This is a genomic window from Proteus vulgaris (assembly GCF_033708015.1).
Lineage (GTDB): Bacteria > Pseudomonadota > Gammaproteobacteria > Enterobacterales > Enterobacteriaceae > Proteus.
This window is the reverse complement of sequence record NZ_CP137920.1, coordinates 3,264,533-3,289,660: the sequence shown is the minus strand read 5'-3', so window position 1 is coordinate 3,289,660 and position 25,128 is coordinate 3,264,533. Positions and strand designations below refer to the sequence as shown.

The window sequence follows — 25,128 nt, the reverse complement described above, 5'->3', positions numbered from 1 at the left end:
ATAGGAATGTTATGAGTCTTAATTTTCTGGATTTTGAACAGCCAATTGCCGAGTTAGAAGCGAAAATTGATTCGCTAACTGCAGTTAGCCAACATGATGAAAAAATTGATATTAATATCGATGAAGAAGTTTCACGCTTAAGAGAAAAAAGCCTAGAGCTAACGCGTAAGATTTTTTCTGATCTTGGTGCATGGCAAGTTGCACAACTTGCACGTCATCCATTAAGACCTTACACACTGGATTATATTCATCGTATCTTTACGGACTTCCAAGAATTAGCGGGCGATCGTGCTTATGCTGATGATAAAGCGATTGTGGGTGGTATTGCGCGTTTAGATGGTCGTCCTGTCATGGTTATTGGACATCAAAAAGGGCGTGAAACGAAAGAAAAGATCCGCCGTAATTTTGGTATGCCAGCACCAGAAGGTTACCGCAAAGCACTTCGTTTAATGGAAATGGCGCAACGTTTTAACCTTCCTATTATCACCTTTATTGATACTCCGGGGGCTTACCCGGGGGTGGGTGCTGAAGAGCGTGGTCAATCAGAAGCGATTGCACGTAACTTACGTGAAATGTCGCGCTTTGGAGTACCTATCATCTGTACTGTTATTGGTGAAGGTGGTTCTGGTGGAGCCTTAGCGATTGGGGTGGGTGATAAAGTGAATATGTTGCAATACAGCACCTATTCTGTTATTTCACCGGAAGGTTGTGCTTCTATTCTATGGAAAAGCGCTGATAAAGCACCATTAGCTGCTGAAGCCATGGGGATCACAGCAAATCGTTTAAAAGAGTTAAAGCTGATTGATACGGTGATCCCTGAGCCTTTAGGTGGCGCTCATCGTCACTATGATGAAATGGCTGAGTCATTAAAAGCACAAATCAAAGCTGATTTAGAAGAGTTAGATGCATTTGAATCAGAAGAGCTAACAAACCGTCGTTACCAACGTTTAATGGAATACGGTTACTGCTGATAGCATAATGCTATTCAATAAATAAAAGAGAACCTCATGTTGATAACATGAGGTTTTTTTTGACTCTAAATATTATCTCTTACTGAGACAATGAAATTAGGTTATATTAACGATAATTTATTATATATCAATGTGTTAAGTCGATCTCAAAAACAATATTAAATTCCTTTTTTACTAAAAGAATAATCAACGATATCTATTATTTTATAGGAGCATTTACTTCTTTTGAGAGGAAAACACGATGATATCGTTTAATGGTAAAGTTGGGATTATTACAGGTGGTAATAGTGGGATTGGCTTAACTTCTGCGGAAAGATTTTTATCTTTAGGTGCATCAGTTATTATTACGGGCAGTAATTTAGCTCGAGGGCAAAAAGCAGAAAAATACCTTAAAGAAAAGGGACTTTCTGGTGAATTTATACAAATGGATGTGAAAAGTGAAAAAGAGAATGAACAGCTGATTGATTATGTAGCCAATAAATATGGGCGATTGGATTTCATTTTTGCTAATGCTGGTGTTTTGACCGATAACATCGCAGACAAATTAGACTATGAAAAATGGAAAGGGGTATTAGATGTTAATCTTAACGGACTCTTTCTGATTAATCGTGCAGCCATTCGATATTGGCTGAAAAACAAACGAACAGGGGTAATTGTTAATTGTAGTTCGATTTGCTCTTTTGTTGGTCAACACGAATTTCCTGCCTATTGTGCCTCAAAAGGTGGCGTTAAATTACTGACACAAACACTTGCTATTGATTATGCGAGCAAAGGTATTCGTGTTAATGCAGTTTGCCCCGGTTATATTGATACTCCTTTATTGGAAGGGCGTGAATTAGATAAGCAAAAACTTGTCGCCTTACATCCTATTGGTCGCCTTGGTACACCAGAAGAAGTGGCTAATGTGGTTGTATTTTTGGCGAGTGACGCTGCTTCGTTTGTCACTGGTGCCTCTTATTTGGTCGATGGTGGTTTTACTGCGTAAATCGTGTTTATTTTAAGGCAGAATGGTGTTTATTCCGCCTTATTTTTATTCATGAGTAATACAATCGCTTAAATTTCGTATTCATTTTTCAGGACTAGGTTGTATTCGTGCAAAATCAGGTAGAAAAGCTTAACATAATCATCTGAAATCACTGATAAATGACAGCACAATGAGACAAGAATACGGCTTACTTCTTAAAGAAATCAAACAACAAATTAATCCTTACACTAAAATTTTGGTAGGTTTTAGTGGCGGTGTCGATTCCACCGTTTTATTACAAGGACTTGTACGTTTGCGTGATGAATTTCAATTACCTTTAGCATTAACGGCTATTTATATTCATCATGGATTAAATACCAAAGCAGATGATTGGCTTGTCCATTGTAAACAGTGTTGTCAGCAATGGCGTGTCGATTTTATCAGTGAAAAAGTGAATGTTGATCCTAAAGAAGGTGGTCTTGAAAATGGAGCTAGAGAGGCGCGTTACCAAGCCTTTCGTCGATATTTACAGCCACAACAAGTGTTAGTGACAGCTCAACATCAAGATGATCAAGCCGAAACTTTTTTACTGGCTTTAAAGCGAGGTAGCGGTCCAGCTGGACTTTCTTCAATGCCAGCAAAAATGGTATTTGAAAAGAGCTATTTACTTCGACCATTACTCAATATTACGCGTGAGCAAATCGAATCCTATGCGACTGAACAAGGGCTAGATTGGATAGAGGACGATAGTAATCAAGATGATCGTTATGATCGCAATTTTTTACGATTGCGTGTAATGCCTTTACTCACTCAACGTTGGTCACATTTTTCACAAGCGGTAACTCGAAGTGCAGCGTTGTGTGGTGAACAAGAAGCATTGCTGGACGAACTGTTAGATTCAGAACTGACTGGTTTAATGGGAAGTGAGCACAGTTTAGATATTAATAAACTTGCCCATTGTAGTGTTATTAAGCGCAATGCTTTACTACGGCGCTGGTTTGCTAAACAGAATAAAACCATGCCATCAAGACAACAAATCTTACGATTATGGCAAGAAGTCGCTTTAGCAAAAGAAGATGCAGAGCCTCGATTACAATTTTATCAAGATGAAGTTAGACGTTATAAACAGCGTCTTTATTTAGTTCCAATCATCCAAGAGCCTGTTGATCACGCTATTGAGTGGTCGCTCGATAAGCCTTTATATTTACCTAGTGGATTAGGGATCCTATCACTTGTCGCGGAAACAGGGAAAAACACCATCAGAAAGCCTTTAAGTGATGAAAAAGTCACCGTGCGTTTTGGTTTAACGCAAGCATCTTTGCGTATTGTCGGGCGCGAGCACGCTCGGCATAGTAAAAAGATTTGGCAAGAGCTTGAAGTTGCACCTTGGCGTAGGACTCGGATACCTTTGATTTATTATAATGATACGTTAATTGCAGCTATTGATACATTTGTTACTGTTGAGGGAAAAGCAACATCAGAACATGCTATGACTATTGAGTGGCAAGCGGCTCATGAATGAACAACCGCCAGTTGGCGGCTGTTCTTTATTCGGTTATTCCGATTTTATAGTGATTGTCCCAAGTTCGGGATTAGAAAAACTGGCAATGATATCCAGCCGTAAATCTTTAGAGCCTTCAGATGTTTTGACTTTTAGGTATTCAACTTTCTTGCTTAAGAAAAGGTCATCTGCAATACCTTCAATAAGCTCACCATTATGTAATTCAATATGGAGTGCTAAACCACGCTGGCATGCTAACTCCAGATATTCATAATCATCACAGTTAATTGGTTGATATTCTGTATTTGTTGACATATTCCCTCACCACTCTTTCGTGGCGGTGTTGCCGCCAGTGAATAATTCAGAATAAAATCATTATGCTGTTATTCGATGTGAGCACAATAGTTATTATAACTATTTTCTGAAATAGTTCTTTATTCGAATTGATTTGATAAATAATTGACAATTATGGGTGCATTTATCTTAAAGCTCGTTTTATTGCCCCCTTTTATTTTAAAAAATGCTAGAATCATAGGGATGATCATTTATTAAAAAGTACCCAGAATGTAGGGAGTCGATGATGGGGAAAAAATTTTTATTTGCAGCCGTTGCTGCTGGGTTATTTATACTGTCAGGTTGCCAAAATAATATTGGCTTATCACTGGATGGAAAAATTGTAGACCAAACTTACAACAGTATTCTACCTTGTGCCGATTGCTCTGGTATCGACACGACAATTCTTGTTAATCAAGATGGCTCTTATGTTATGGAGCAAAGCTATCAAGGTTCACCTGATGATAAACGTAGTTTCTTTGAATCAGGAACATGGGTATTAGGTAAAGATAAGCTGACGTTGACTAATAGCTATGGTGAGAAAAGCTATTATTTACCTCGTGAAGATAAATTAGTCATGCTTGATATTGATGGTAACGTTATTAATTCAGAACTAAATTATACTTTAGCTAAGGTTCAGCCTAAACAGCTTGCAGGTGAATTTACCTATTTTGCTGATGCTGGTACGTTTAAAGATTGTCAATCAGGGCGTGTTTACGCAGCCAGTGGTATTGAATTGGAAAAAGGCTATTTCTCAACGGGTGTTGATGGTGGAACACCTGTTTACCTTGAAGTTAATGGTTATTACAGTATTCGTCCTTCAATGGAAGATGGAAAATTTGATAGCGCTTTAGTTGTTACTGATGAGAAACCGCGTTTTAACCGTCATGGCTCTTGTGGAAACCATCGTAGTGGCAGAAGTTAAGTTTTAGCGATTTTGTTCTAATAAAAATGAATAGCTTTGCGTTTATTAGACAGTTTAAATTAGTTAAGTAAAGACTGAGTCTAGTATTGAACTGAACTCAGTCTTTTTAATTTTAGGTTTTAATATATTCACAAAGTCCTTTTTCTAATTCATCTATCTCTTTAAACTACTTAGTATTACTTAGTATAAAATACTCTATTTTTAATAGATCAAAGAAATTTCCTATTACGGCATTATCTAAACAATTTCCTTTTCGTAATATACTTTAAATAACCTATTATTTTTTAATGCTATTACAGTAATAATTTATTTTGTTTTGTTCTCTAGCCAGCGCTCATGAGTTGGAGTAGGAGCAGGGGAAGGCGTTAACGCCGATTGTTGCTGATCATCTGAAATACTGTCGGTTTCTTGTTTATGTCTATTGCGCTCTTCGGAGTACGCTTTTTCTTTCTGGGTTTTTATCACATGATCAACGGGAAGAAGGGCGGTATCAAAAACAACATCAACAGGTAAACTGATAATTGAGAATATAGGGTACATTCCGAAAGTAACTAACCAAATTATAGGTTCATTGATAACTTCGACATCAGCATTCGTACCTCGGTAATAATCATTATTACTTTTCGATCTATTTAATGTCCCACACCCAGATAATATAAGAATAATACTAAGTATTGCTCCAAGCCTTTTCATAACATTTCCTATGTGATTTAGAATAGTTGCTTATATAACGAAATAATATACTCATATTAATTTTATTTATTATTAGAGTATTCTGAACTTCCCAGTATAAAAAATAGCTAACGGCGCGATGATAATGGTTTGTGTTAAAGGGATCTTAATATGTCGCAATGAGTGTTTCTCAGCGGTATATCACGTTGTTCTGGGAGCTAGAGCCGGAAGGAAAAGTATAAAAAGAGGTAATTGAGATATGATTATTGCAGTAACAAGCGTGTATGAAAGGACACGCTTGTTACTTATTAATCAAGCCTCATAAAATAAGAGGCCTAATGATTAAGCGAGTTGCTCTTTGATAAAGGCAACAACATCGTCAACATTAACCAGTGATTTATCATCACTACGGCGCGCTTTATATTCGATTTGGTTGTTGTCTAAGTTTCGATCACCAATCACGATCGTGTGTGGAATACCGATAAGTTCCATATCAGCAAACATGACACCCGGACGTTCTTTACGATCATCAAACAGAACATCAATTCCTTGAGCGCGTAATTCGTTATAAAGTTTGTCAGCGACTTCTTTAACACGATAAGAACGATGCATATTCATTGGTAAAATAGCAACTTGGAATGGTGCAATCGCATCTGGCCAAATAATACCACGAGCATCATGGTTTTGTTCAATCGCGGCAGCAACAATACGAGTTATACCGATACCATAACAGCCCATAGTCACGATTTGGTTATGACCTTCTTCGTTTTGTACGGTTGCTTTTAATGCTTCTGAATATTTTGTGCCGAGTTGGAAAATATGACCAACTTCAATACCTCGTTTGATGAGTAATGTTCCATTACCGTCTGGGCTTGGATCGCCTTCAACAACATTACGGATGTCAGCAATTTCAGCAACAGGTAGGTCTCGCTCCCAGTTAATACCAAAATAGTGTTTACCATCAACGTTTGCACCAGCACCAAAATCGCTCATTACAGAGACAGCGCGATCCATAATAACGGGCAGTGGCAGATTAACTGGGCCTAATGAACCTGGGCCTGCATTGACAGCTTGGCGAATTTCAGCTTCAGTAGCGAAAGTTAAAGGTGTTGCAACGATAGCGCATTTTTCTGCTTTAATTTCATTAAGTTCGTGATCGCCACGGACTAATAATGCAACTAATGAGTGACCACTTTCTTTCGTACCATGAACAATCAGTGTTTTAACTGTTTTTTCAATTGGTAGATTGAATTGTTCAACTAATTCAGCGATGGTTTTAGCGTTTGGTGTATCCACTAAGCGTAAGTCTTCAGTTGCAGCTGCACGTGGAGTTTCAGGCATGACTGCTTCTGCTAATTCGATATTGGCTGCATAGTCAGAGCCAGTCGAAAAGACGATATCATCTTCACCACTGTCTGCTAAAACTTGGAATTCATGAGAAGCATTACCACCGATAGAGCCAGTATCTGCAAGTACTGGACGGAAATCTAAACCAATACGTGAGAAGATTTTGCTGTAAGCTTCGTACATTCTGTCGTAAGTCTCTTGTAAAGACTCTTGAGAAATGTGGAAAGAGTATGCATCTTTCATGATAAATTCACGAGAGCGCATAACACCAAAACGAGGGCGTACTTCGTCGCGGAATTTAGTTTGAATTTGATATAGGTTCAGTGGAAGTTGTTTGTAAGAAGTAATCTCGTTACGAACAATATCCGTAACCACTTCTTCATGGGTTGGGCCTAAAACAAATGGGCGCTCGCCTCTGTCTGAAAAACGCAGTAATTCAGGACCATACTGTTCCCAACGACCACTTTCTAGCCATAAGTCAGCGGGTTGAACAACGGGCATTGAAATCTCAAGTGATCCTGCATTGTCCATCTCTTCACGAACAATTTTTTCAATTTTTCTTAGAACACGAACCCCTGTCGGCATCCAATCATAAAGACCAGAAGCGAGTTTACGGATCATGCCTGCGCGAAGCATAAGTTGATGGCTGACAATTTCTGCATCAGCAGGTGTCTCTTTTAAAGTAGAGAGCAAATAGTGGCTAGTACGCATTATTAGGTTCCATTAGAACAAAAATACTTAGGCTGACTGTCACGCCAGTCTACATCAATATAATTAGGGAAAGACTTTAGAGCGTGTTGATCTTTTCTGCTTATTTTTACAGCAAAAGAAATTTATAAAACAAGCAACATATTCAACTATTTTGGGCTTGGCATTGATTGTCATTAACAATGACCACTTAAAAATAAAAACAGCCCTACGGATTCGATTAAAAGACGTTTCACTCATTTTATTCTGCGTTGAGAGGCGCTAGCCTAGTTCATTAGGCGGCGAACCTCTCGCCTTGCTTAAAATGCTTTTAATTCGAATAAAAATCGACCATCAAAGGTCAACACGCTCTAGTCTACCAGTGACTTAGGTCTGCCAAAAGAGGCAAAGCATTTTTTTCAATCTGATTTGTCTAAAGACATGAGAATGACTCTCAGATTAGATTATTCATGATAACAATATCAATGAAGATAATAGCAAGTTACCGCGGTTCTATACTAAGAACAAGTGTCTGTTGTCCATTGACTTGCCAGCGAACATTAAATTCGAGTAAGTGTACGGCATAAATTCTATCACTTTGCTCACCTTTTTTATAAGCAGGACGAGGATCTTGCTGTAATACTTGGGTGATAAAACGTGAAAGATGAGGGTACTCATTGGCATAGTGTTGCAGTTGGTCTGTTGCAACTGGCGAAAAGAAAACAGGCATTTCGTTATTGGGCGCTTCTTGTGCAAACCCTGCAATCGCATTAGGGCGAGATTCTGCAAACGGTAAATAAGGTTTGATATCAAGAATAGGCGTGCCATCCACAAGATCAAGGCTACCCAATTCTAAAATAACAGACTGATTTGCTGTGTTTACTTTTTTCAATTCAACCAATGACATACCAATTGGGTTGGGGCGAAAGGTTGAGCGAGTTGCAAATACACCAATTTTGGCGTTACCGCCTAATCTAGGGGGACGAACGAGAGGATGCCAACCTTGTTGTGCTGTTTGATGAAAAACAAAAATCAACCAAAGGTGGCTAAATTGCGCTAAGCCTCGAACCGTATCAGGGTGATTATAAGGTGCATGTAGAATAAGTTGGCCGCCGCCATCCTGGATGAGTCCAGGCTGGCGTGGAACGGCAAATTTTTCTTTATAAGGGCTAGAAATATGCCCTATAGGATTCATTTGGTAGGTGTTCATTTTGTAATGAGTAGTGCTGTGCCTTCACATATAGCGGATTGATAGCATCCTAAGCCTGTGACTATTTGGCATTCATGCAACAAAACGGCATTCGCATTTTTATAGGCTGCTTTTGTTGCCATTCTTTTTTTAGCAATAGGTAAACTTGCTGGTGGATCTTGTAATGTTTGGCGACATGATTCTCCCGCGACAACGCCAAGATCTTTAAAAGGGGCACCTAAAAGGTCTTCCGTTTTTTCAACAATACGTACTGAAGGTAAAGTTTGTGACTTTGGTTTTTGTGGTTGCCCAGGTTTATTTAAACGCATATCCGTAAATTTAGACTGATCAACATCAGATGATTTTTGCATTGAACAGCCTGTCATAAACAGCGCCATGATGCCAATAAGTAGCAAGCGCATGTGCATGGGTAATATCCTCTTTATTATTGTCTATACAAAAATTAAACGGCACTAATTTAATGCAAATTAGCCAAGTAAAAAAGAGAAAGGCGAACAAATGTCCGCCTTTTTTATCATTACGTTAAATTCTAACGTATTACCAGCCTTTTACAGCACCGCCGTTAAAGATTTTATTTGCAGCACTATCCACTTCGTCTGTTTGGTAAGCTTGAATAAATTTCTTCACATTTTCACTGTCTTTATTATCTTCGCGTGCAACAATGATGTTTACATATGGAGAGTCTTTATCTTCAACAAAAATACCGTCTTTTGCTGGCGTTAAGTTTACTTGGCTTGCATAAGTGGTATTGATTACCGCTAAATAGATTTTTTGATCATCTAATGAACGTGGTAATTGAGGTGCTTCTAATTCTACTAATTTTAGATTTTTAGGGTTTTCAATAATATCTAAAGAAGTTGGTAATAAGCCTACACCATCTTTTAATTTAATTAATCCTACTTTTTCTAATAACAGTAGTGAACGACCTAAGTTAGTAGGATCGTTAGGGATAGCTACTTGAGCACCATCAGGTAAATCAGCTAAATCAGTAATTTTCTTAGAGTAACCTGCGATAGGATAAATAAACGTATTTCCTACTGCAGTAATCTTAAAATTACGATCCTTAATTTGCTGATCTAAATAAGGTTTATGTTGAAATGCATTAAGATCGATATCACCACGGCTTAATGATTCATTCGGCATGACGAAGTCATTGAAAGTAACAAGTTCTACATCAAGACCATATTTATCTTTAGCAACTTGCTTTGCGACTTCAGCAACTTGTTGCTCAGAGCCAGAAATTACACCAACACGAATATGGTTTGGATCTTTTTCTTTTTCACCACAACCCGCTAATACTAATGCGCCAACTAAAGCACTTACGACTGCGAGCGATTTAAATTTTAATGACATACATTTACCCTTATTTGATCCGTTAATTAAAAGGTTTCGATTTAATAATTGAAACCTTCAATCTAATTATTTATGTGTTGTCAGCTTCACTAAGCGATCGCCGAAAAACTGAATGATAAAAACAAGAATAACGAGCAGAACAATCACAATATTCATTACAGTTGCATTATAGCCAACGTAACCATATTGATAGCCAATTTGACCTAAACCACCTGCACCAACAGCACCACCCATTGCTGAATAACCCACTAATGTAATTAGTGTAATGGTTGCAGCATTAATCAAACCTGGTAAAGATTCTGGTAATAAAATTTTCTTGATAATTTGCATTGGTGTTGCACCCATAGAACGAGATGCTTCAATTAATCCTTGTGGGATTTCCAATAGCGTATTTTCGACCATACGAGCAATAAAAGGTGCTGCTGCAACAGTTAATGGTACGATGGCTGCTTGCAAGCCAATAGATGTTCCTACAACCAAACGAGTAAAAGGGATCATCCATACAAGTAAGATAATAAAAGGGATCGCCCTAAAAATATTCACAAGTGCTGAGATAACACGATAGGCAGGTGGATTTGCCATAATTTGTTCAGGACGAGTGACATAAAGTAAAACACCCAGTGGTAGCCCGATGACAAAACCAAAGAAGCCTGAAACGAAGGTCATGACTAAGGTTTCCCAGATCCCACTAATTAATAAATAAACCATTCCTTCAGACATAACCGAGAACCTCTACTTTCACATGATGCTCTTCTAAAAATGCAATCGACTTTTCAGTATTACCATTTTTACCGTGTAACTCAGCTAACATCACACCAAACTTCACACCGCCAGCATAGTCCATTTGTGAACTTAAGATATTAATATCTGCGTCGAAACGACGAGCTACGATAGACATTAATGGTGCATCAACTGATTGACCGTTAAACTCAAGTTTCAACAATGGGAATAAACCTTCCTCCCACTCTGGTTTTAAACGTTCTTTGTAATCTTCAGGAATATCCAATTGTAGTGTTGATTGGATAAAAGCCTGAGAAACAGGTGTTTTTGGATGAGAGAAAACTTCACTCACTGCATCACTTTCAACTAATTGACCACCACTTATTACAGCAACCTGATCACAAATACGTTTTACGACATCCATTTCATGGGTAATTAATAAAATGGTAAGGCCTAAACGACGGTTAATGTCTTTTAGTAATTCTAAAATAGAACGTGTTGTTGCCGGATCAAGTGCACTAGTTGCTTCATCACACAGTAAAACGTTTGGTGAATTTGCCAACGCGCGTGCAATGGCAACACGTTGCTTTTGCCCACCAGATAAGTTTGCTGGGTAATACTCTTTCTTATCTGACAAACCGACTAATTCAAGTAACTCATTAACACGCTTATTAATTTCAGCACGAGGCGTATTATCAAGTTCTAATGGCAGTGCCACATTATCAAATACTGTACGAGAAGACAGTAAGTTAAAATGTTGGAAAATCATGCCAATGCCGCGGCGTGCTTTTGTTAGTTCTTTATCAGATAACTTAGTGAGATCTCGACCATCAACAAGCACTTCACCTGAAGTTGGTTTTTCCAACATGTTCACACAACGTATCAGTGTACTTTTACCCGCTCCTGACGATCCGATGACACCAAAAATCTGCCCTTGTGGCACATGCAGGTTAATGTTTGATAGCGCTTGTATGGAACGCTCTCCCTGCTTAAACACTTTATTTATATTCGTCAGTTTAATCATGTTTTTCTTTATATAAGTAGATATGGGACATAAAGACTATTCTGCCCGAGTTAAAATAGATGTTAAGGCGTCTAGACGTCCAAGTCAATAAAAAAGAGTTGATGAGTAATTAAAGAAAGAAAGCCATGGATATCATTCTCTATATAAGAAAAAACATGCGATACTAATAAAAATATCTAAATGGAGTAATGCTGTGAGCAAGGGGATTTCTGCGATTTTTTTAGATCGCGATGGAACTATTAACATAGACCATGGTTATGTGTCTGAAATTGATAACTTTGAATTTATCGATGGCGTTATTGAGGCAATGGCCGAATTAAAAGCGATGGGATATGCCTTGGTGCTCGTGACTAATCAATCAGGTATTGGTCGCGGCTATTATAGTGAAGATCAATTTTTACATCTAACAGAGTGGATGGATTGGTCTTTAGCAGATAGGGGGGTTGATTTAGATGGTATCTATTATTGTCCTCATCATCCGGATGCCACGATAGAAGAATATAAAAAAGTATGTGATTGTCGCAAACCAGCCTCCGGTATGTTTATGGATGCGAAAGCACAACTGAACATCGATATGGCCGCTTCTTATATGGTTGGCGACAAAAAAGAAGATATGTTGGCAGCAAAAGCTGCGGGAGTGGGTCATAAAATTCTTGTTCGTACAGGAAAAGAGATAACTGAAGAGACACAACAGTGTGCAGATTTTGTTCTCGATAGCCTTGCAGACTTGCCAAAATGGTTAAAAAGCCACAAAAAATAGGCACTTCGTTTAATTTACCAACAAACGAACATTTTTTTTTAAAAAACTATTGCCAGTCTCAGAAAACTCCCTATAATGCGTCCTCGTTGTCACGGCACAGGGCGCTAAGCGAACTGACTGAGAGAACAAAGAAAAAAGTGAAAAGCCTTGAAAATAAACGCTTGACACTCAATGAGGAAGATGTAGAATGCACCTCCTCGCAACAACGCAGAAGACCGGAAACGGCAGCGAATGTTGCACTGCTCTTTAACAAATTATCAGACAATCTGTGTGGGCACTCGCAGAGACGATATCTTCTAAAATATTAGATGTATCAAGTCTTGAAGAGTGAACAACAAAAGTAAATTCATTTATGAATAGCTAAGTTTTCGATTTCTTTGAGCATCAAACACTTTTAATTGAAGAGTTTGATCATGGCTCAGATTGAACGCTGGCGGCAGGCCTAACACATGCAAGTCGGGCGGTAACAGGAGAAAGCTTGCTTTCTTGCTGACGAGCGGCGGACGGGTGAGTAATGTATGGGGATCTGCCCGATAGAGGGGGATAACTACTGGAAACGGTGGCTAATACCGCATGACGTCTACGGACCAAAGCAGGGGCTCTTCGGACCTTGCGCTATCGGATGAACCCATATGGGATTAGCTAGTAGGTGGGGTAATGGCTCACCTAGGCGACGATCTCTAGCTGGTCTGAGAGGATGATCAGCCACACTGGGACTGAGACACGGCCCAGACTCCTACGGGAGGCAGCAGTGGGGAATATTGCACAATGGGCGCAAGCCTGATGCAGCCATGCCGCGTGTATGAAGAAGGCCTTAGGGTTGTAAAGTACTTTCAGCGGGGAGGAAGGTGATAAGGTTAATACCCTTATCAATTGACGTTACCCGCAGAAGAAGCACCGGCTAACTCCGTGCCAGCAGCCGCGGTAATACGGAGGGTGCAAGCGTTAATCGGAATTACTGGGCGTAAAGCGCACGCAGGCGGTCAATTAAGTCAGATGTGAAAGCCCCGAGCTTAACTTGGGAATTGCATCTGAAACTGGTTGGCTAGAGTCTTGTAGAGGGGGGTAGAATTCCACGTGTAGCGGTGAAATGCGTAGAGATGTGGAGGAATACCGGTGGCGAAGGCGGCCCCCTGGACAAAGACTGACGCTCAGGTGCGAAAGCGTGGGGAGCAAACAGGATTAGATACCCTGGTAGTCCACGCTGTAAACGATGTCGATTTAGAGGTTGTGGTCTTGAACCGTGGCTTCTGGAGCTAACGCGTTAAATCGACCGCCTGGGGAGTACGGCCGCAAGGTTAAAACTCAAATGAATTGACGGGGGCCCGCACAAGCGGTGGAGCATGTGGTTTAATTCGATGCAACGCGAAGAACCTTACCTACTCTTGACATCCAGCGAATCCTTTAGAGATAGAGGAGTGCCTTCGGGAACGCTGAGACAGGTGCTGCATGGCTGTCGTCAGCTCGTGTTGTGAAATGTTGGGTTAAGTCCCGCAACGAGCGCAACCCTTATCCTTTGTTGCCAGCACGTTATGGTGGGAACTCAAAGGAGACTGCCGGTGATAAACCGGAGGAAGGTGGGGATGACGTCAAGTCATCATGGCCCTTACGAGTAGGGCTACACACGTGCTACAATGGCAGATACAAAGAGAAGCGACCTCGCGAGAGCAAGCGGAACTCATAAAGTCTGTCGTAGTCCGGATTGGAGTCTGCAACTCGACTCCATGAAGTCGGAATCGCTAGTAATCGTAGATCAGAATGCTACGGTGAATACGTTCCCGGGCCTTGTACACACCGCCCGTCACACCATGGGAGTGGGTTGCAAAAGAAGTAGGTAGCTTAACCTTCGGGAGGGCGCTTACCACTTTGTGATTCATGACTGGGGTGAAGTCGTAACAAGGTAACCGTAGGGGAACCTGCGGTTGGATCACCTCCTTACCTAAGAGATACGTGTTATGTGCAGTGCTCACACAGATTGTCTGATGAAGAACGAGCAAAAGCGCGTCTGCGAAGCTGACTGAAGTCCCCTTCGTCTAGAGGCCTAGGACACCGCCCTTTCACGGCGGTAACAGGGGTTCGAATCCCCTAGGGGACGCCAATGCGCGGTATGAGTGAAAGGCGTACCACACTATATCTGATGAAAATCAGGGAATAGTTAAGATAATTCAAGCGAGTTATTTTACCTATTATGCTCTTTAACAATCTGGAACAAGCTGAAAAATTGAAAACAAATCAATATATCACCGAGGTATATTGATGAGTCTCTCAAAATCTCAGACCTTGAATTTGTGATACTCCAAGGCGAGTGTCATGAGCGAACAACAGCAATTCTAGGCGGACAGCGCGCAGTAAGCGCAGCATACTTAAGTATGTGAGCATTACGAGCACTGCCCAACAACGAATTGATGCTTGTGTAGCCATGACCTTTAAAGTCGTCTTCGAGAGAAACATCTTCGGGTTGTGAGGTTAAGCGAATAAGCGTACACGGTGGATGCCTAGGCAATCAGAGGCGATGAAGGACGTGCTAATCTGCGATAAGCGTCGGTAAGGTGATATGAACCGTTATACCCGACGATTTCCGAATGGGGAAACCCAATATCCCATGGATATTATCATTAACTGAATACATAGGTTAATGAGGCGAACCGGGAGAACTGAAACATCTCAGTACCCCGAGGAAAAGAAATCAACCGAGATTCCCCTAGTAGCGGCGAGCGAACGGGGAACAGCCCAGAGTCTTAATCAATGGCAGCATCAGGAGAACGGTCTGGAAAGTCCGGCAGTAAAGGGTGATAGCCCCGTATCCGAAGATGCTGTTATTGTGAACTCGACGAGTAGGGCGGGACACGTGTTATCCTGTCTGAATATGGGGGGACCATCCTCCAAGGCTAAATACTCCTGATTGACCGATAGTGAACCAGTACCGTGAGGGAAAGGCGAAAAGAACCCCGGCGAGGGGAGTGAAAAAGAACCTGAAACCGTGTACGTACAAGCAGTAGGAGCCTCTTTATGGGGTGACTGCGTACCTTTTGTATAATGGGTCAGCGACTTATATTCTGTAGCAAGGTTAACCGTATAGGGGAGCCGTAGGGAAACCGAGTCTTAACTGGGCGAATGAGTTGCAGGGTATAGACCCGAAACCCGGTGATCTATCCATGGGCAGGTTGAAGGTTGGGTAACACTAACTGGAGGACCGAACCGACTAATGTTGAAAAATTAGCGGATGACTTGTGGATGGGGGTGAAAGGCCAATCAAACCGGGAGATAGCTGGTTCTCCCCGAAAGCTATTTAGGTAGCGCCTCGTGAACTCATCTTCGGGGGTAGAGCACTGTTTCGACTAGGGGGTCATCCCGACTTACCAACTCGATGCAAACTGCGAATACCGAAGAATGTTATCACGGGAGACACACGGCGGGTGCTAACGTCCGTCGTGAAGAGGGAAACAACCCAGACCGCCAGCTAAGGTCCCAAAGTCATGGTTAAGTGGGAAACGAAGTGGGAAGGCTCAGACAGCCAGGATGTTGGCTTAGAAGCAGCCATCATTTAAAGAAAGCGTAATAGCTCACTGGTCGAGTCGGCCCGCGCGGAAGATGTAACGGGGCTAAACCATGCACCGAAGCTGCGGCAGCGACACTATGTGTTGTTGGGTAGGGGAGCGTTCTGTAAGCCTGCGAAGGTGTACTGTGAGGTATGCTGGAGGTATCAGAAGTGCGAATGCTGACATAAGTAACGATAATGCGGGTGAAAAACCCGCACGCCGGAAGACCAAGGGTTCCTGTCCAACGTTAATCGGGGCAGGGTGAGTCGACCCCTAAGGCGAGGCTGAAAAGCGTAGTCGATGGGAAACGGGTTAATATTCCCGTACTGGTGGTAACTGCGATGGGGGAACGGAGAAGGCTAGGTTGTCCGGGCGACGGTCGTCCCGGTTCAAGCATGTAGGCAGAGTGATTAGGCAAATCCGGTCACTTAATGCTGAGGTGTGATGACGAACCACTAAGGTGGTGAAGCAATTGATGCCCTGCTTCCAGGAAAAGCCTCTAAGCTTCAGGTTACCAACAATCGTACCCCAAACCGACACAGGTGGTCAGGTAGAGAATACTCAGGCGCTTGAGAGAACTCGGGTGAAGGAACTAGGCAAAATGGTGCCGTAACTTCGGGAGAAGGCACGCTGGCGGTAAGTGAAATCCCTTGCGGATGGAGCCGAAGCCAGTCGAAGATACCAGCTGGCTGCAACTGTTTATTAAAAACACAGCACTGTGCAAACACGAAAGTGGACGTATACGGTGTGACGCCTGCCCGGTGCTGGAAGGTTAATTGATGGGGTTATCCTTAGGGAGAAGCTCTTGATCGAAGCCCCAGTAAACGGCGGCCGTAACTATAACGGTCCTAAGGTAGCGAAATTCCTTGTCGGGTAAGTTCCGACCTGCACGAATGGCGTAATGATGGCCAGGCTGTCTCCACCCGAGACTCAGTGAAATTGAACTCGCTGTGAAGATGCAGTGTACCCGCGGCAAGACGGAAAGACCCCGTGAACCTTTACTATAGCTTGACACTGAACATTGAGCCTTGATGTGTAGGATAGGTGGGAGACTATGAAGTGTGGACGCCAGTCTGCATGGAGTCAACCTTGAAATACCACCCTTTAACGTTTGATGTTCTAACCTAGGTCCATAATCTGGATCGGGGACCGTGTCTGGTGGGTAGTTTGACTGGGGCGGTCTCCTCCTAAAGAGTAACGGAGGAGCACGAAGGTTGGCTAAGCATGGTCGGACATCATGCGGTTAGTGCAAAGGCATAAGCCAGCTTGACTGTGAGAGTGACGGCTCGAGCAGGTACGAAAGTAGGTCTTAGTGATCCGGTGGTTCTGAATGGAAGGGCCATCGCTCAACGGATAAAAGGTACTCCGGGGATAACAGGCTGATACCGCCCAAGAGTTCATATCGACGGCGGTGTTTGGCACCTCGATGTCGGCTCATCACATCCTGGGGCTGAAGTAGGTCCCAAGGGTATGGCTGTTCGCCATTTAAAGTGGTACGCGAGCTGGGTTTAGAACGTCGTGAGACAGTTCGGTCCCTATCTGCCGTGGGCGTTGGAAGATTGAGAGGGGTTGCTCCTAGTACGAGAGGACCGGAGTGAACGCACCACTGGTGTTCGGGTTGTCATGCCAATGGCATTGCCCGGTAGCTAAGTGCGGAAGAGATAACCGCTGAAAGCATCTAAGCGGGAAACTTGCCTCGAGATGAGTCTTCCCTGTCACCTTGAGTGACCTAAAGGAACGTTTAAGACTAAGACGTTGATAGGCTGGGTGTGTAAGCGTAGCGATACGTTGAGCTAACCAGTACTAATGAACCGTGAGGCTTAACCTGACAACACCGAAGGTGTTTTGTCAGAGAGACGAAACGATGAAGTAAGCTTGTTTAAGATTGATAATTACTGGTGACGAGCCGTTGAAGGGTGAGTGACGGGTAATAAAACAGAATTTGCTTGGCGGCCATAGCGCAACGGTCCCACCTGATCCCATGCCGAACTCAGAAGTGAAACGTTGTAGCGCCGATGGTAGTGTGGGGTCTCCCCATGTGAGAGTAGGGAACTGCCAGGCATTAATTAAAGCATTAGTGTTAAATAACATTAATCGCAAAAGAATACGCGGAGCGGTAGTTCAGTTGGTTAGAATACCTGCCTGTCACGCAGGGGGTCGCGGGTTCGAGTCCCGTCCGTTCCGCCAACATTAAGAAACCTAAGTCTAATGACTTAGGTTTTTTTTGCTTAAAATTTAGAATAAAACTTAAGTTAATTCAGATAATTTTAAGTAAATATAACTGTTATATATAAAAATAATTACTTTTGTTGATTATAGTGTCCTTTTAAGGATGAGAGTAAAGCTTGCCTTTGGTATACTTTAGTTATAGCAAGATATCTTGCTGTTTATCTGAGGTTGCTAATGGCGAAAAAACCAACTTATTCAGTGCGTTTTGTGGCAGGTCAACCTGTTGAGAGGATTGAACCCAGCCCGCCTTTAAGTGAAAGTAAGGATACTTTACCTATCGGAATGCCTCTTTACACAGACGGCCTTCTAAAAATTGCCGTTTGGAATATTTATAAACAGCAACGACTCAATTGGCGTAATATGTTGGAAACGCTCTCAACAGATACGCATTTACTTCTGTTGCAAGAAGCACAAACCACACCAGAGCTTGTTCGTTTTGCTGGAACTCACCATTTAATTGCAGATCAAGTCCCTGCTTTGGCTTTTCAACAACACCCCGCAGGTGTGATGACATTATCAAGTTCCCATCCTATTTATTGCTGTCCTCTTAGAGAGAAAGAGCCTTTTTTACGACTGGCTAAATCAGCATTAATTACGGTATACCCATTAATTACGGGCGATCATTTAATGGTAATTAATGTACATGCAATTAATTTTAGTTTTGGTGTTGATGTGTATCAGCGTCAATTAAGTAATTTATCTATTCATATAATGAATCATAAAGGTCCCATTATTCTTGCTGGTGATTTTAATGCATGGAGTCGTCCAAGAGTGAATGTATTAAAACGTTTTGCAAGAAGGTTAAGACTTAAAGAGGTTATTTTTGATAACGATTGGCGTACCAAGGCATTTGGTAAGCCGTTAGATTATATTTTTTATCGAGGACTATCACTGAATAATGCTGAAGTTGTGATCACCGATGCTTCAGATCACCATCCTTTAATTGCGACATTTTATTAATTAGTGATGATAACGATGGTTAATATTTAAAATATATATGATTGTATCAAGTATCAATTAGTATTATTATTTTATAAATAGTTTATTAATCTATTTAATCTATTTGTTATATTAACTTCATTTACTATACTTTTTTTGTCTATCTATTATTACTAGATATAGGAAATGAAATGCCAACTAAAAATATAATTATTATTGGCGGTGGTACTGGCGGAACTATTCTCGCTAATATCCTAGCTAAAAAACTAAATGATGAAATATTTTCGAATAAAATTAAAATAACGCTTATTTCAGATAATCCTAATCATTATTATAAACCTGCATTTATGTATATTGCATTTAATCTTTTTTTAAAAGAAGAGCTAATGCGTTCCGAAAGAAGTTTATTAAGACCTGAAATTGAATTTGTTATTGATAAAGCTGAGCAATTTGACTTTAATAATAAAATTATTTATTGCGAATCGAAGAAAAAATATAATTATGATTTTTTAGTATTAGCAACAGGTTGTGTTCCTAGTCCTCATCGAATTGAAGGCTTAAAAGAAGCGGGAAATCATTTTTATCAATATGAAGCTGCCAGAGCCCTTGCCGATAAACTTGCGACAATTGAAAAAGGGCGTGTATTTATTACTGTTAGCTTCCCTGAAACACCCAATGTACCTCATCAATGTGGTATCGCTCCTATGGAAACCACATTGATGCTGGATGAACTTCTTCGCCAGCGTCGGGTGAGAAAAAATATTGAAATTGTTTATACCTATCCTACGGTTGCTCAATTGCTAAGAAATTGCCTCTTTATGCAACAAGAGGTTTGTGAGGTTCTTCCTGCGGTATTCTCTGAGAGAGATATTAAAGCTAAGTGAGGCTTTACGTTGAGCCATGTTGATCCTGATAAGAAAATAGCTTACTCAAAAGAGGGCGAAGCAGAGCCATTTGATATTCTTATGAGTACACCGCCAATCACTGCGGTTGAGGCAATTCGTAACACGGGGTTAAGTGAACATAATAACGGTGAAGGTTGGTTACCTACTGATCCTGAAACATTACAAGTTTATGGATTAAATCAAGTGTATGTTCTTGGCGATACTGTTGATTTACCTATTAGTAAAGCCGGTGGTAGTTGTCATAACCAAGCTGGTGTGATTGCCAATAATATCTGTGGTGAACTTCGCTACGGCTATCCTGCTGCCATTTATGATGGTCGTGTGCAAGCGGTAGCGCAAATGGGATTATCAGCAGGTATGCCATTACAATATGACTATAAGCATGACGTCATTCCTACACCACCAACAAAGCTGGGCGGCTTACTGCGTAATAGTTATAACCGAGGGTTATATTGGGCAACTGTTAGAGGATTATTATAGAGGATACAATAATGAGTGAAAATAATTTAAGCCCAGCAGACATTCAACTATTATCCGATGAAGACAAATTGCATCTTCAGCATTTATTAGAAAAAGCAAGACCATTATTAGCATTAAAGCGTTTTGATAATATTGTCGATTTATTATCTTTAATATCTGACTCAATAGATATTATGGATAATGCAACGGTTGAAAAACTTTCGGTCGCGTTTGAAGAAACATTAATTCCAGTGTGGGAGTTAGGTACTGCTTATAATATGGCAAAAAAAGAGTCTATTTACCAAGATAAAAAATATACATTAGGTTCAACTTTCGCCTTATTAAGGGATCCGAATACCCTTAAAGGGATCTCCATTATTCTAAGAACAGTTCAAATTATCGGGGAAAATAACCAACAAATAAAAATTTAATTAATAATTAGGAGATGTAATGACGCAAAGTAATAAACATTTTAATACTCAAGCAATACATTATGGTTATTCTCCATTAGATTCTCAGGGGGCATTAGTGCCTCCTGTTTTTCAAACATCCACTTTTGTTTTTCCAACGGCACAATATGGTGCTGATTGTTTTGCTGGAAAACAAAAAGGGCATTTTTATTCTCGGATCTCAAACCCAACACTGGATTTATTGGAGAAACGTTTAGCTCAATTAGAAAAAGGTGACGCGGCAATTGTCTTTTCTTCAGGTATAGGGGCGATTACTTCTAGTTGCTGGTCGTTACTAAAACCGGGTGATGAATTAATTGCAGATATGACCCTTTATGGATGTACTTTTACTTTCTTCAATCATGGACTTGCTAAATTTGGCGTTAAAATAAAGCACGTTGATTTAACGAACCTTGAAAAACTGAAAGAAGCGATCACAGAGAAAACAAAATTAATTTTTTTTGAAACGCCAGCTAATCCTAATATGCGAGTGAGTGATATCGCAAAAATATCAGAAATAGCGCATCAGAATGATGTTCTAGTCATGGTAGATAGTACTTACTGTTCACCTTATTTGCAGCAACCTTTAGATCTTGGTGCCGATATTGTTGTGCACTCTATGACTAAATATTTATCAGGTCATGGCGATGTAACGGCAGGTGCGATTGTAACAACGTATGAATTAGCTGATAAAATTCGTGTTGAAGGTTTAAAGGATATGACAGGTGCTTGTTTATCTCCTCATGATGCCTCATTAATATTGCGAGGAATAAAAACACTGGGCATAAGGATGGAGCAAATCTGCCAGAATGCACAACGCATCGCACAATATCTTGAAGATAATCCTAAAGTTGAAGCTATCTATTATCCAGGGCTGGCTTCTTTTCCTCAATATGAACTTGCAAAACGTCAAATGCGTTTAGCCGGTGGTATGATAGCCATTGAGTTAAAAGGGGGAATCAAAGCGGGCAGAGAGTTTCTCAATCGCTTAAACCTTTTTAGTCGAGCAGTTAGCTTAGGTGATTGTGAATCTCTAGCGCAGCATCCAGCAACAATGACTCATGCGACTTATAGTGCAGAAGAACGACAAAGGCATGGCATAAGTGACGGTTTGATTCGATTATCAATCGGTCTTGAAGATGTGGAAGATCTTATTGCTGATTTAAAACAAGCACTGGCTTAGTGAAGATCGTATAAAAAAGAAAAAGGCTGTGAATTAATCCACAGCCTTTATTGTCTGACTCGGAATTGTTGACATCAGAACGTCATTTATTTCTGGGGCATTCGCGGTTTGATCCCCACATAGTAGCCAACAGTTAAAATTGCTACCCATACCATACCGACAACCAATGCCATTCGAGTGGATTCAAAATAGCCTAAGATTGCGATAACAAACGCCATAAAGACGATCGTTAATGCTGGAGCAACAGGCCATAGTGGGACTGGGAATTTAAGTGTTTTCACTTCATCTGCGCTCATCTTACGACGCATAGCAACTTGAGAAAGTAAAATCATTAGCCATACCCAAACTGTTGCAAATGTCGCAATCGAGGCGATTAAAACGAAGATTTGCTCTGGGATAAGGTAGTTAAGTATTACACCCAACAACAAGACAACAGACATCACTAACACTGTCATCCAAGGCACACCATTACGAGTGAGCTTCATAAAGGATTTTGGTGCTTGTCCTTCTTGAGCCATACCGTACATCATACGACCAGCACCAAAGATATCACTGTTGATCGCAGAAATCGCGGCGGTGATAACCACAAGGTTTAAGATATTTGCTGCTGAATTGATCCCTAAATTTGAGAAAATTTGTACAAAAGGGCTGCCGTTATGACCGATTTGTTGCCAAGGGAAAATGCACATTAGAATGAAAATCGTCAGTACATAGAATAATAAGATACGAAACGGTACCGCATTGATCGCTTTAGGAATGGTTTTTTCAGGATCTTTAGCTTCACTGGCTGTAATACCAATGACTTCAATCCCACCAAACGCAAACATTACAATGGCAAGCGAAGCGATAACCCCTTCAATACCATTTGGCATAAAACCACCAAACTCCCATAAGTTAGAGATACCAATAGGGTGCTCAGTTTGCTGGCCAAAGCCATACATCATAATGACAATACCACCAATTATCATGGCAATAATAGCAGTGACTTTAACGATAGAAAGCCAAAACTCCATTTCACCAAATATCTTCACATGGCAAAGGTTTAAGGCGCCAATAAAGCAAACGATCCCTAATACCCATATCCATTGATCAACATCTGGGAACCAGAGTTTCATGTAGAAACCAAATGCCGTGACGTCAGCTAAACAAACAATCAGCATTTCAAAAACGTAGTTCCAGCCCGTCAAGAAGCCAGCTAAAGGCCCCATATAATGGCTTGCGTACTGTGAAAAAGAGCCTGCAACAGGATGATGAACTGCCATTTCACCTAATGCACGCATAACCATAAATACTGCCGCACCACCAATAAGGTAAGCAAGCAATACAGCTGGGCCCGCTTTCTCAATGGCAGCAGCAGATCCATAAAATAAACCTGTACCGATTGCAGAGCCTAGCGCCATAAAACGAATGTGCCGCCCTGATAATCCTCGTGAAAGTTGATTCTCTTTTTGCATCTAAAGTATTCCCATCTCTGTCCAACGGAGGAATGCTATCCTCTTTTTCAGTGTCTTCTCGCACGTTAGCTATTCAAAACAAACCATGTACCTTATCATAAAGCCTCTTACGGTGAGATAGTTATCTGTAATAATCATCAGCATTCATTGGATATCAGAGTTTCTTATGCAATACCCCATTAATGAAGTGTTTCAAACCTTACAGGGTGAAGGTGTTTTTACTGGCGTTCCTGCGCTTTTTATTCGATTACAAGGTTGCCCAGTAGGTTGTAGTTGGTGTGATACCAAACATACTTGGGAAAAAGAAGACGAAAAAAAAGTTCCTCTTGGCGATATTCCTATTAAAACGCAAGAAAGTGATGCTTGGGGAGAAGCCAGCGTTGCAGAGATTTTATCACTTTTCCAACAGCAAGGTTATAGTGCAAAACATGTGGTTATCACGGGCGGTGAGCCTTGCTTATATGACTTATATCCTTTAACCGAAGGACTTGAGCAAGCCGGTTTTACCTGCCAAATAGAAACCAGCGGTACTCACGATATTTTATGTAGTGAGAAAACATGGGTGACACTTTCCCCAAAAGTAGGTATGAAAGGGGGATTTATAGTATTACCCAGCGCAATCAATCGAGCTAATGAAATAAAACATCCCGTTGGGCGTGAAAAAGATATTGAAGCGTTGGATACCTTACTGACATTACGTACAGAACATCCAGAACCCGTTGTTGCTTTACAACCCATTAGTTGTAAAAAGAGTGCGACGACATTATGTATTAAAACCTGTATTGAACGTAATTGGCGTTTCTCAATGCAAACGCATAAGTATTTAAATATTGCGTGATCGTGTTTTTAATATAAAAAAATCAGCCAATAATAGGCTGATTTTCTTTTAGGTGATCACCGTTTAATGTTAAAACCCGTTTACTCACCGCGATAAATACAGCCTGCTGTACATGTTTCTTTCACCATCACCGCAGATAATAGAGGCAATGATGGTTTGACTTGTTGCCAAATCCACTTTGCTAGCACTTCGCTGGTCGGATTTTCTAGGCCTTCAATTTCATTAAGATAGTAGTGATCTAGACGCTCAAGAGTAGGTTTAAATGCGGCTTTCACATCAGCAAAATCAATAAGCCAACCTGAGTGTGCATTAACTTCTCCTGTTAGCTCTAATCTAACAAGAAAAGAGTGACCATGAAGACGTCCACATTTGTGGCCTTCAGGGACATGTGGCAAATGGTGGGCTGCTTCAAACTGAAAATCTTTAAAGATGGTGGTTGTCATCAAAACTCTCTTGACTTAATTAGTAAAAAAAAGACACAAATAGAACGAACGCTACCAGTGTAGCCGATTTAGCGTATCACGCCTAATCTCCCTTAATCTTAATAGCTTATTATGTCCCTTTTTGCTTATTCATTATATTGATAAAGGAAACCAATAAATAAATTTAGCATTTAAGGTTATTAGATAGAGCCAACAGGTCTTTAATCCATCTTCTAGTCGTGGG

The 25,128-nt window shown here is 40.8% G+C and carries 19 protein-coding genes, 2 tRNA genes, 3 rRNA genes and 1 pseudogene; 15 read left to right on the top strand and 10 right to left on the bottom strand.

The annotated features are described in order from the left end of the window. The first annotated feature begins 11 nt into the window (after window positions 1–11). The 3 genes from accA (at window position 12) to tilS (ending at window position 3,457) form a co-directional block, all read left to right on the top strand. Window positions 12–971, top strand: coding sequence for an acetyl-CoA carboxylase carboxyl transferase subunit alpha (gene accA / locus SB028_RS15555; RefSeq protein ID WP_069367259.1), 960 nt, complete (start codon window positions 12–14; stop codon window positions 969–971). Window positions 972–1,212: 241 nt separating this feature from the next. After that, a complete protein-coding gene (locus tag SB028_RS15550) occupies window positions 1,213–1,956 on the top strand; it encodes an SDR family NAD(P)-dependent oxidoreductase (RefSeq protein ID WP_069367260.1) in 744 nt (247 codons plus the stop codon). A gap of 169 nt (window positions 1,957–2,125) precedes the next feature. Further along, window positions 2,126–3,457, top strand: a complete 1,332-nt coding sequence (gene tilS / locus SB028_RS15545) for a tRNA lysidine(34) synthetase TilS (protein ID WP_069367261.1) — start codon at window positions 2,126–2,128, stop codon at window positions 3,455–3,457. A 33-nt stretch (window positions 3,458–3,490) separates the two neighbouring features. Here the strand turns inward: tilS and SB028_RS15540 are convergent, their stop codons facing one another. Continuing rightward, a complete protein-coding gene (locus tag SB028_RS15540) occupies window positions 3,491–3,751 on the bottom strand; it encodes a Rho-binding antiterminator (RefSeq protein WP_069367262.1) in 261 nt (86 codons plus the stop codon). A gap of 262 nt (window positions 3,752–4,013) precedes the next feature. Between SB028_RS15540 and nlpE the strand changes: the two genes are divergently transcribed. Beyond that, window positions 4,014–4,694, top strand: a complete 681-nt coding sequence (gene nlpE / locus SB028_RS15535; protein ID WP_077885070.1) for an envelope stress response activation lipoprotein NlpE — start codon at window positions 4,014–4,016, stop codon at window positions 4,692–4,694. Between the two features lie 306 nt (window positions 4,695–5,000). On the opposite strand, the gene SB028_RS15530 is transcribed toward nlpE, so the two are convergent. From SB028_RS15530 to metN, 7 genes are all read right to left on the bottom strand, one after another. Then, window positions 5,001–5,387, bottom strand: a complete 387-nt coding sequence (locus SB028_RS15530; protein ID WP_069367264.1) for a YceK/YidQ family lipoprotein — start codon at window positions 5,385–5,387, stop codon at window positions 5,001–5,003. A gap of 321 nt (window positions 5,388–5,708) precedes the next feature. Continuing rightward, window positions 5,709–7,424 carry a proline--tRNA ligase gene (gene proS, locus SB028_RS15525; protein ID WP_248619918.1) on the bottom strand — a complete coding sequence of 572 codons (1,716 nt, stop codon included), beginning with the start codon at window positions 7,422–7,424 and terminating at the stop codon, window positions 5,709–5,711. 478 nt (window positions 7,425–7,902) lie between these two features. Further along, the gene (gene tsaA, locus SB028_RS15520) at window positions 7,903–8,610 is read right to left on the bottom strand and encodes a tRNA (N6-threonylcarbamoyladenosine(37)-N6)-methyltransferase TrmO (protein ID WP_069367266.1); all 708 of its coding nucleotides are present in this window, start codon (window positions 8,608–8,610) and stop codon (window positions 7,903–7,905) included. Then, window positions 8,607–9,017 carry an Rcs stress response system protein RcsF gene (rcsF, locus tag SB028_RS15515; RefSeq protein ID WP_077885071.1) on the bottom strand — a complete coding sequence of 137 codons (411 nt, stop codon included), beginning with the start codon at window positions 9,015–9,017 and terminating at the stop codon, window positions 8,607–8,609. The genes tsaA and rcsF overlap by 4 nt, the downstream gene beginning before the upstream one ends. 130 nt (window positions 9,018–9,147) lie before the next feature. Beyond that, complete coding sequence (locus SB028_RS15510) at window positions 9,148–9,963, bottom strand: MetQ/NlpA family lipoprotein (RefSeq protein WP_069367267.1); 816 nt, start codon at window positions 9,961–9,963, stop codon at window positions 9,148–9,150. Window positions 9,964–10,029: 66 nt separating this feature from the next. Next, the gene (locus SB028_RS15505) at window positions 10,030–10,683 is read right to left on the bottom strand and encodes a methionine ABC transporter permease MetI (protein ID WP_023582692.1); all 654 of its coding nucleotides are present in this window, start codon (window positions 10,681–10,683) and stop codon (window positions 10,030–10,032) included. Next, on the bottom strand, window positions 10,676–11,707 hold the full coding sequence (gene metN / locus SB028_RS15500) for a methionine ABC transporter ATP-binding protein MetN (protein WP_069367268.1): 1,032 nt from the start codon (window positions 11,705–11,707) through the stop codon (window positions 10,676–10,678). The genes SB028_RS15505 and metN overlap by 8 nt, the downstream gene beginning before the upstream one ends. A gap of 193 nt (window positions 11,708–11,900) precedes the next feature. Between metN and gmhB the strand changes: the two genes are divergently transcribed. From gmhB to SB028_RS15450, 10 genes and pseudogenes are all read left to right on the top strand, one after another. Beyond that, window positions 11,901–12,467, top strand: coding sequence for a D-glycero-beta-D-manno-heptose 1,7-bisphosphate 7-phosphatase (gmhB, locus tag SB028_RS15495; RefSeq protein ID WP_069367269.1), 567 nt, complete (start codon window positions 11,901–11,903; stop codon window positions 12,465–12,467). A 395-nt stretch (window positions 12,468–12,862) separates the two neighbouring features. After that, window positions 12,863–14,405 (top strand): 16S ribosomal RNA (locus SB028_RS15490). A gap of 84 nt (window positions 14,406–14,489) precedes the next feature. Continuing rightward, window positions 14,490–14,565 (top strand) — tRNA-Glu (locus SB028_RS15485). A gap of 366 nt (window positions 14,566–14,931) precedes the next feature. Beyond that, window positions 14,932–17,834: ribosomal RNA gene (locus SB028_RS15480) — 23S ribosomal RNA — on the top strand. A gap of 117 nt (window positions 17,835–17,951) precedes the next feature. Further along, window positions 17,952–18,067, top strand: a 5S ribosomal RNA gene (rrf, locus tag SB028_RS15475). Together the 16S, 23S and 5S rRNA genes with 2 tRNA genes alongside form the textbook arrangement of a ribosomal RNA operon. A gap of 49 nt (window positions 18,068–18,116) precedes the next feature. Then, window positions 18,117–18,193 (top strand) — tRNA-Asp (locus tag SB028_RS15470). Between the two features lie 216 nt (window positions 18,194–18,409). Then, the gene (locus SB028_RS15465) at window positions 18,410–19,195 is read left to right on the top strand and encodes an endonuclease/exonuclease/phosphatase family protein (RefSeq protein WP_069367275.1); all 786 of its coding nucleotides are present in this window, start codon (window positions 18,410–18,412) and stop codon (window positions 19,193–19,195) included. A 170-nt stretch (window positions 19,196–19,365) separates the two neighbouring features. Then, window positions 19,366–20,559: pseudogene (locus SB028_RS15460) on the top strand (NAD(P)/FAD-dependent oxidoreductase). A gap of 11 nt (window positions 20,560–20,570) precedes the next feature. Then, window positions 20,571–20,969 (top strand): hypothetical protein, encoded by a 399-nt coding sequence (locus SB028_RS15455; protein WP_069367277.1) that lies wholly within the window; start codon window positions 20,571–20,573, stop codon window positions 20,967–20,969. A gap of 19 nt (window positions 20,970–20,988) precedes the next feature. Then, window positions 20,989–22,170, top strand: coding sequence for a methionine gamma-lyase (locus SB028_RS15450; protein WP_069367278.1), 1,182 nt, complete (start codon window positions 20,989–20,991; stop codon window positions 22,168–22,170). 86 nt (window positions 22,171–22,256) lie between these two features. Here the strand turns inward: SB028_RS15450 and SB028_RS15445 are convergent, their stop codons facing one another. Beyond that, window positions 22,257–23,624 (bottom strand): amino acid permease, encoded by a 1,368-nt coding sequence (locus SB028_RS15445; RefSeq protein WP_069367279.1) that lies wholly within the window; start codon window positions 23,622–23,624, stop codon window positions 22,257–22,259. A 166-nt stretch (window positions 23,625–23,790) separates the two neighbouring features. On the opposite strand from SB028_RS15445, the gene queE reads away from it, so the two are divergent. Further along, on the top strand, window positions 23,791–24,462 hold the full coding sequence (gene queE, locus SB028_RS15440; protein WP_069367280.1) for a 7-carboxy-7-deazaguanine synthase QueE: 672 nt from the start codon (window positions 23,791–23,793) through the stop codon (window positions 24,460–24,462). An 80-nt stretch (window positions 24,463–24,542) separates the two neighbouring features. On the opposite strand, the gene queD is transcribed toward queE, so the two are convergent. Further along, the gene (queD, locus tag SB028_RS15435) at window positions 24,543–24,908 is read right to left on the bottom strand and encodes a 6-carboxytetrahydropterin synthase QueD (RefSeq protein WP_109400217.1); all 366 of its coding nucleotides are present in this window, start codon (window positions 24,906–24,908) and stop codon (window positions 24,543–24,545) included. Window positions 24,909–25,128 lie beyond the last annotated feature (220 nt).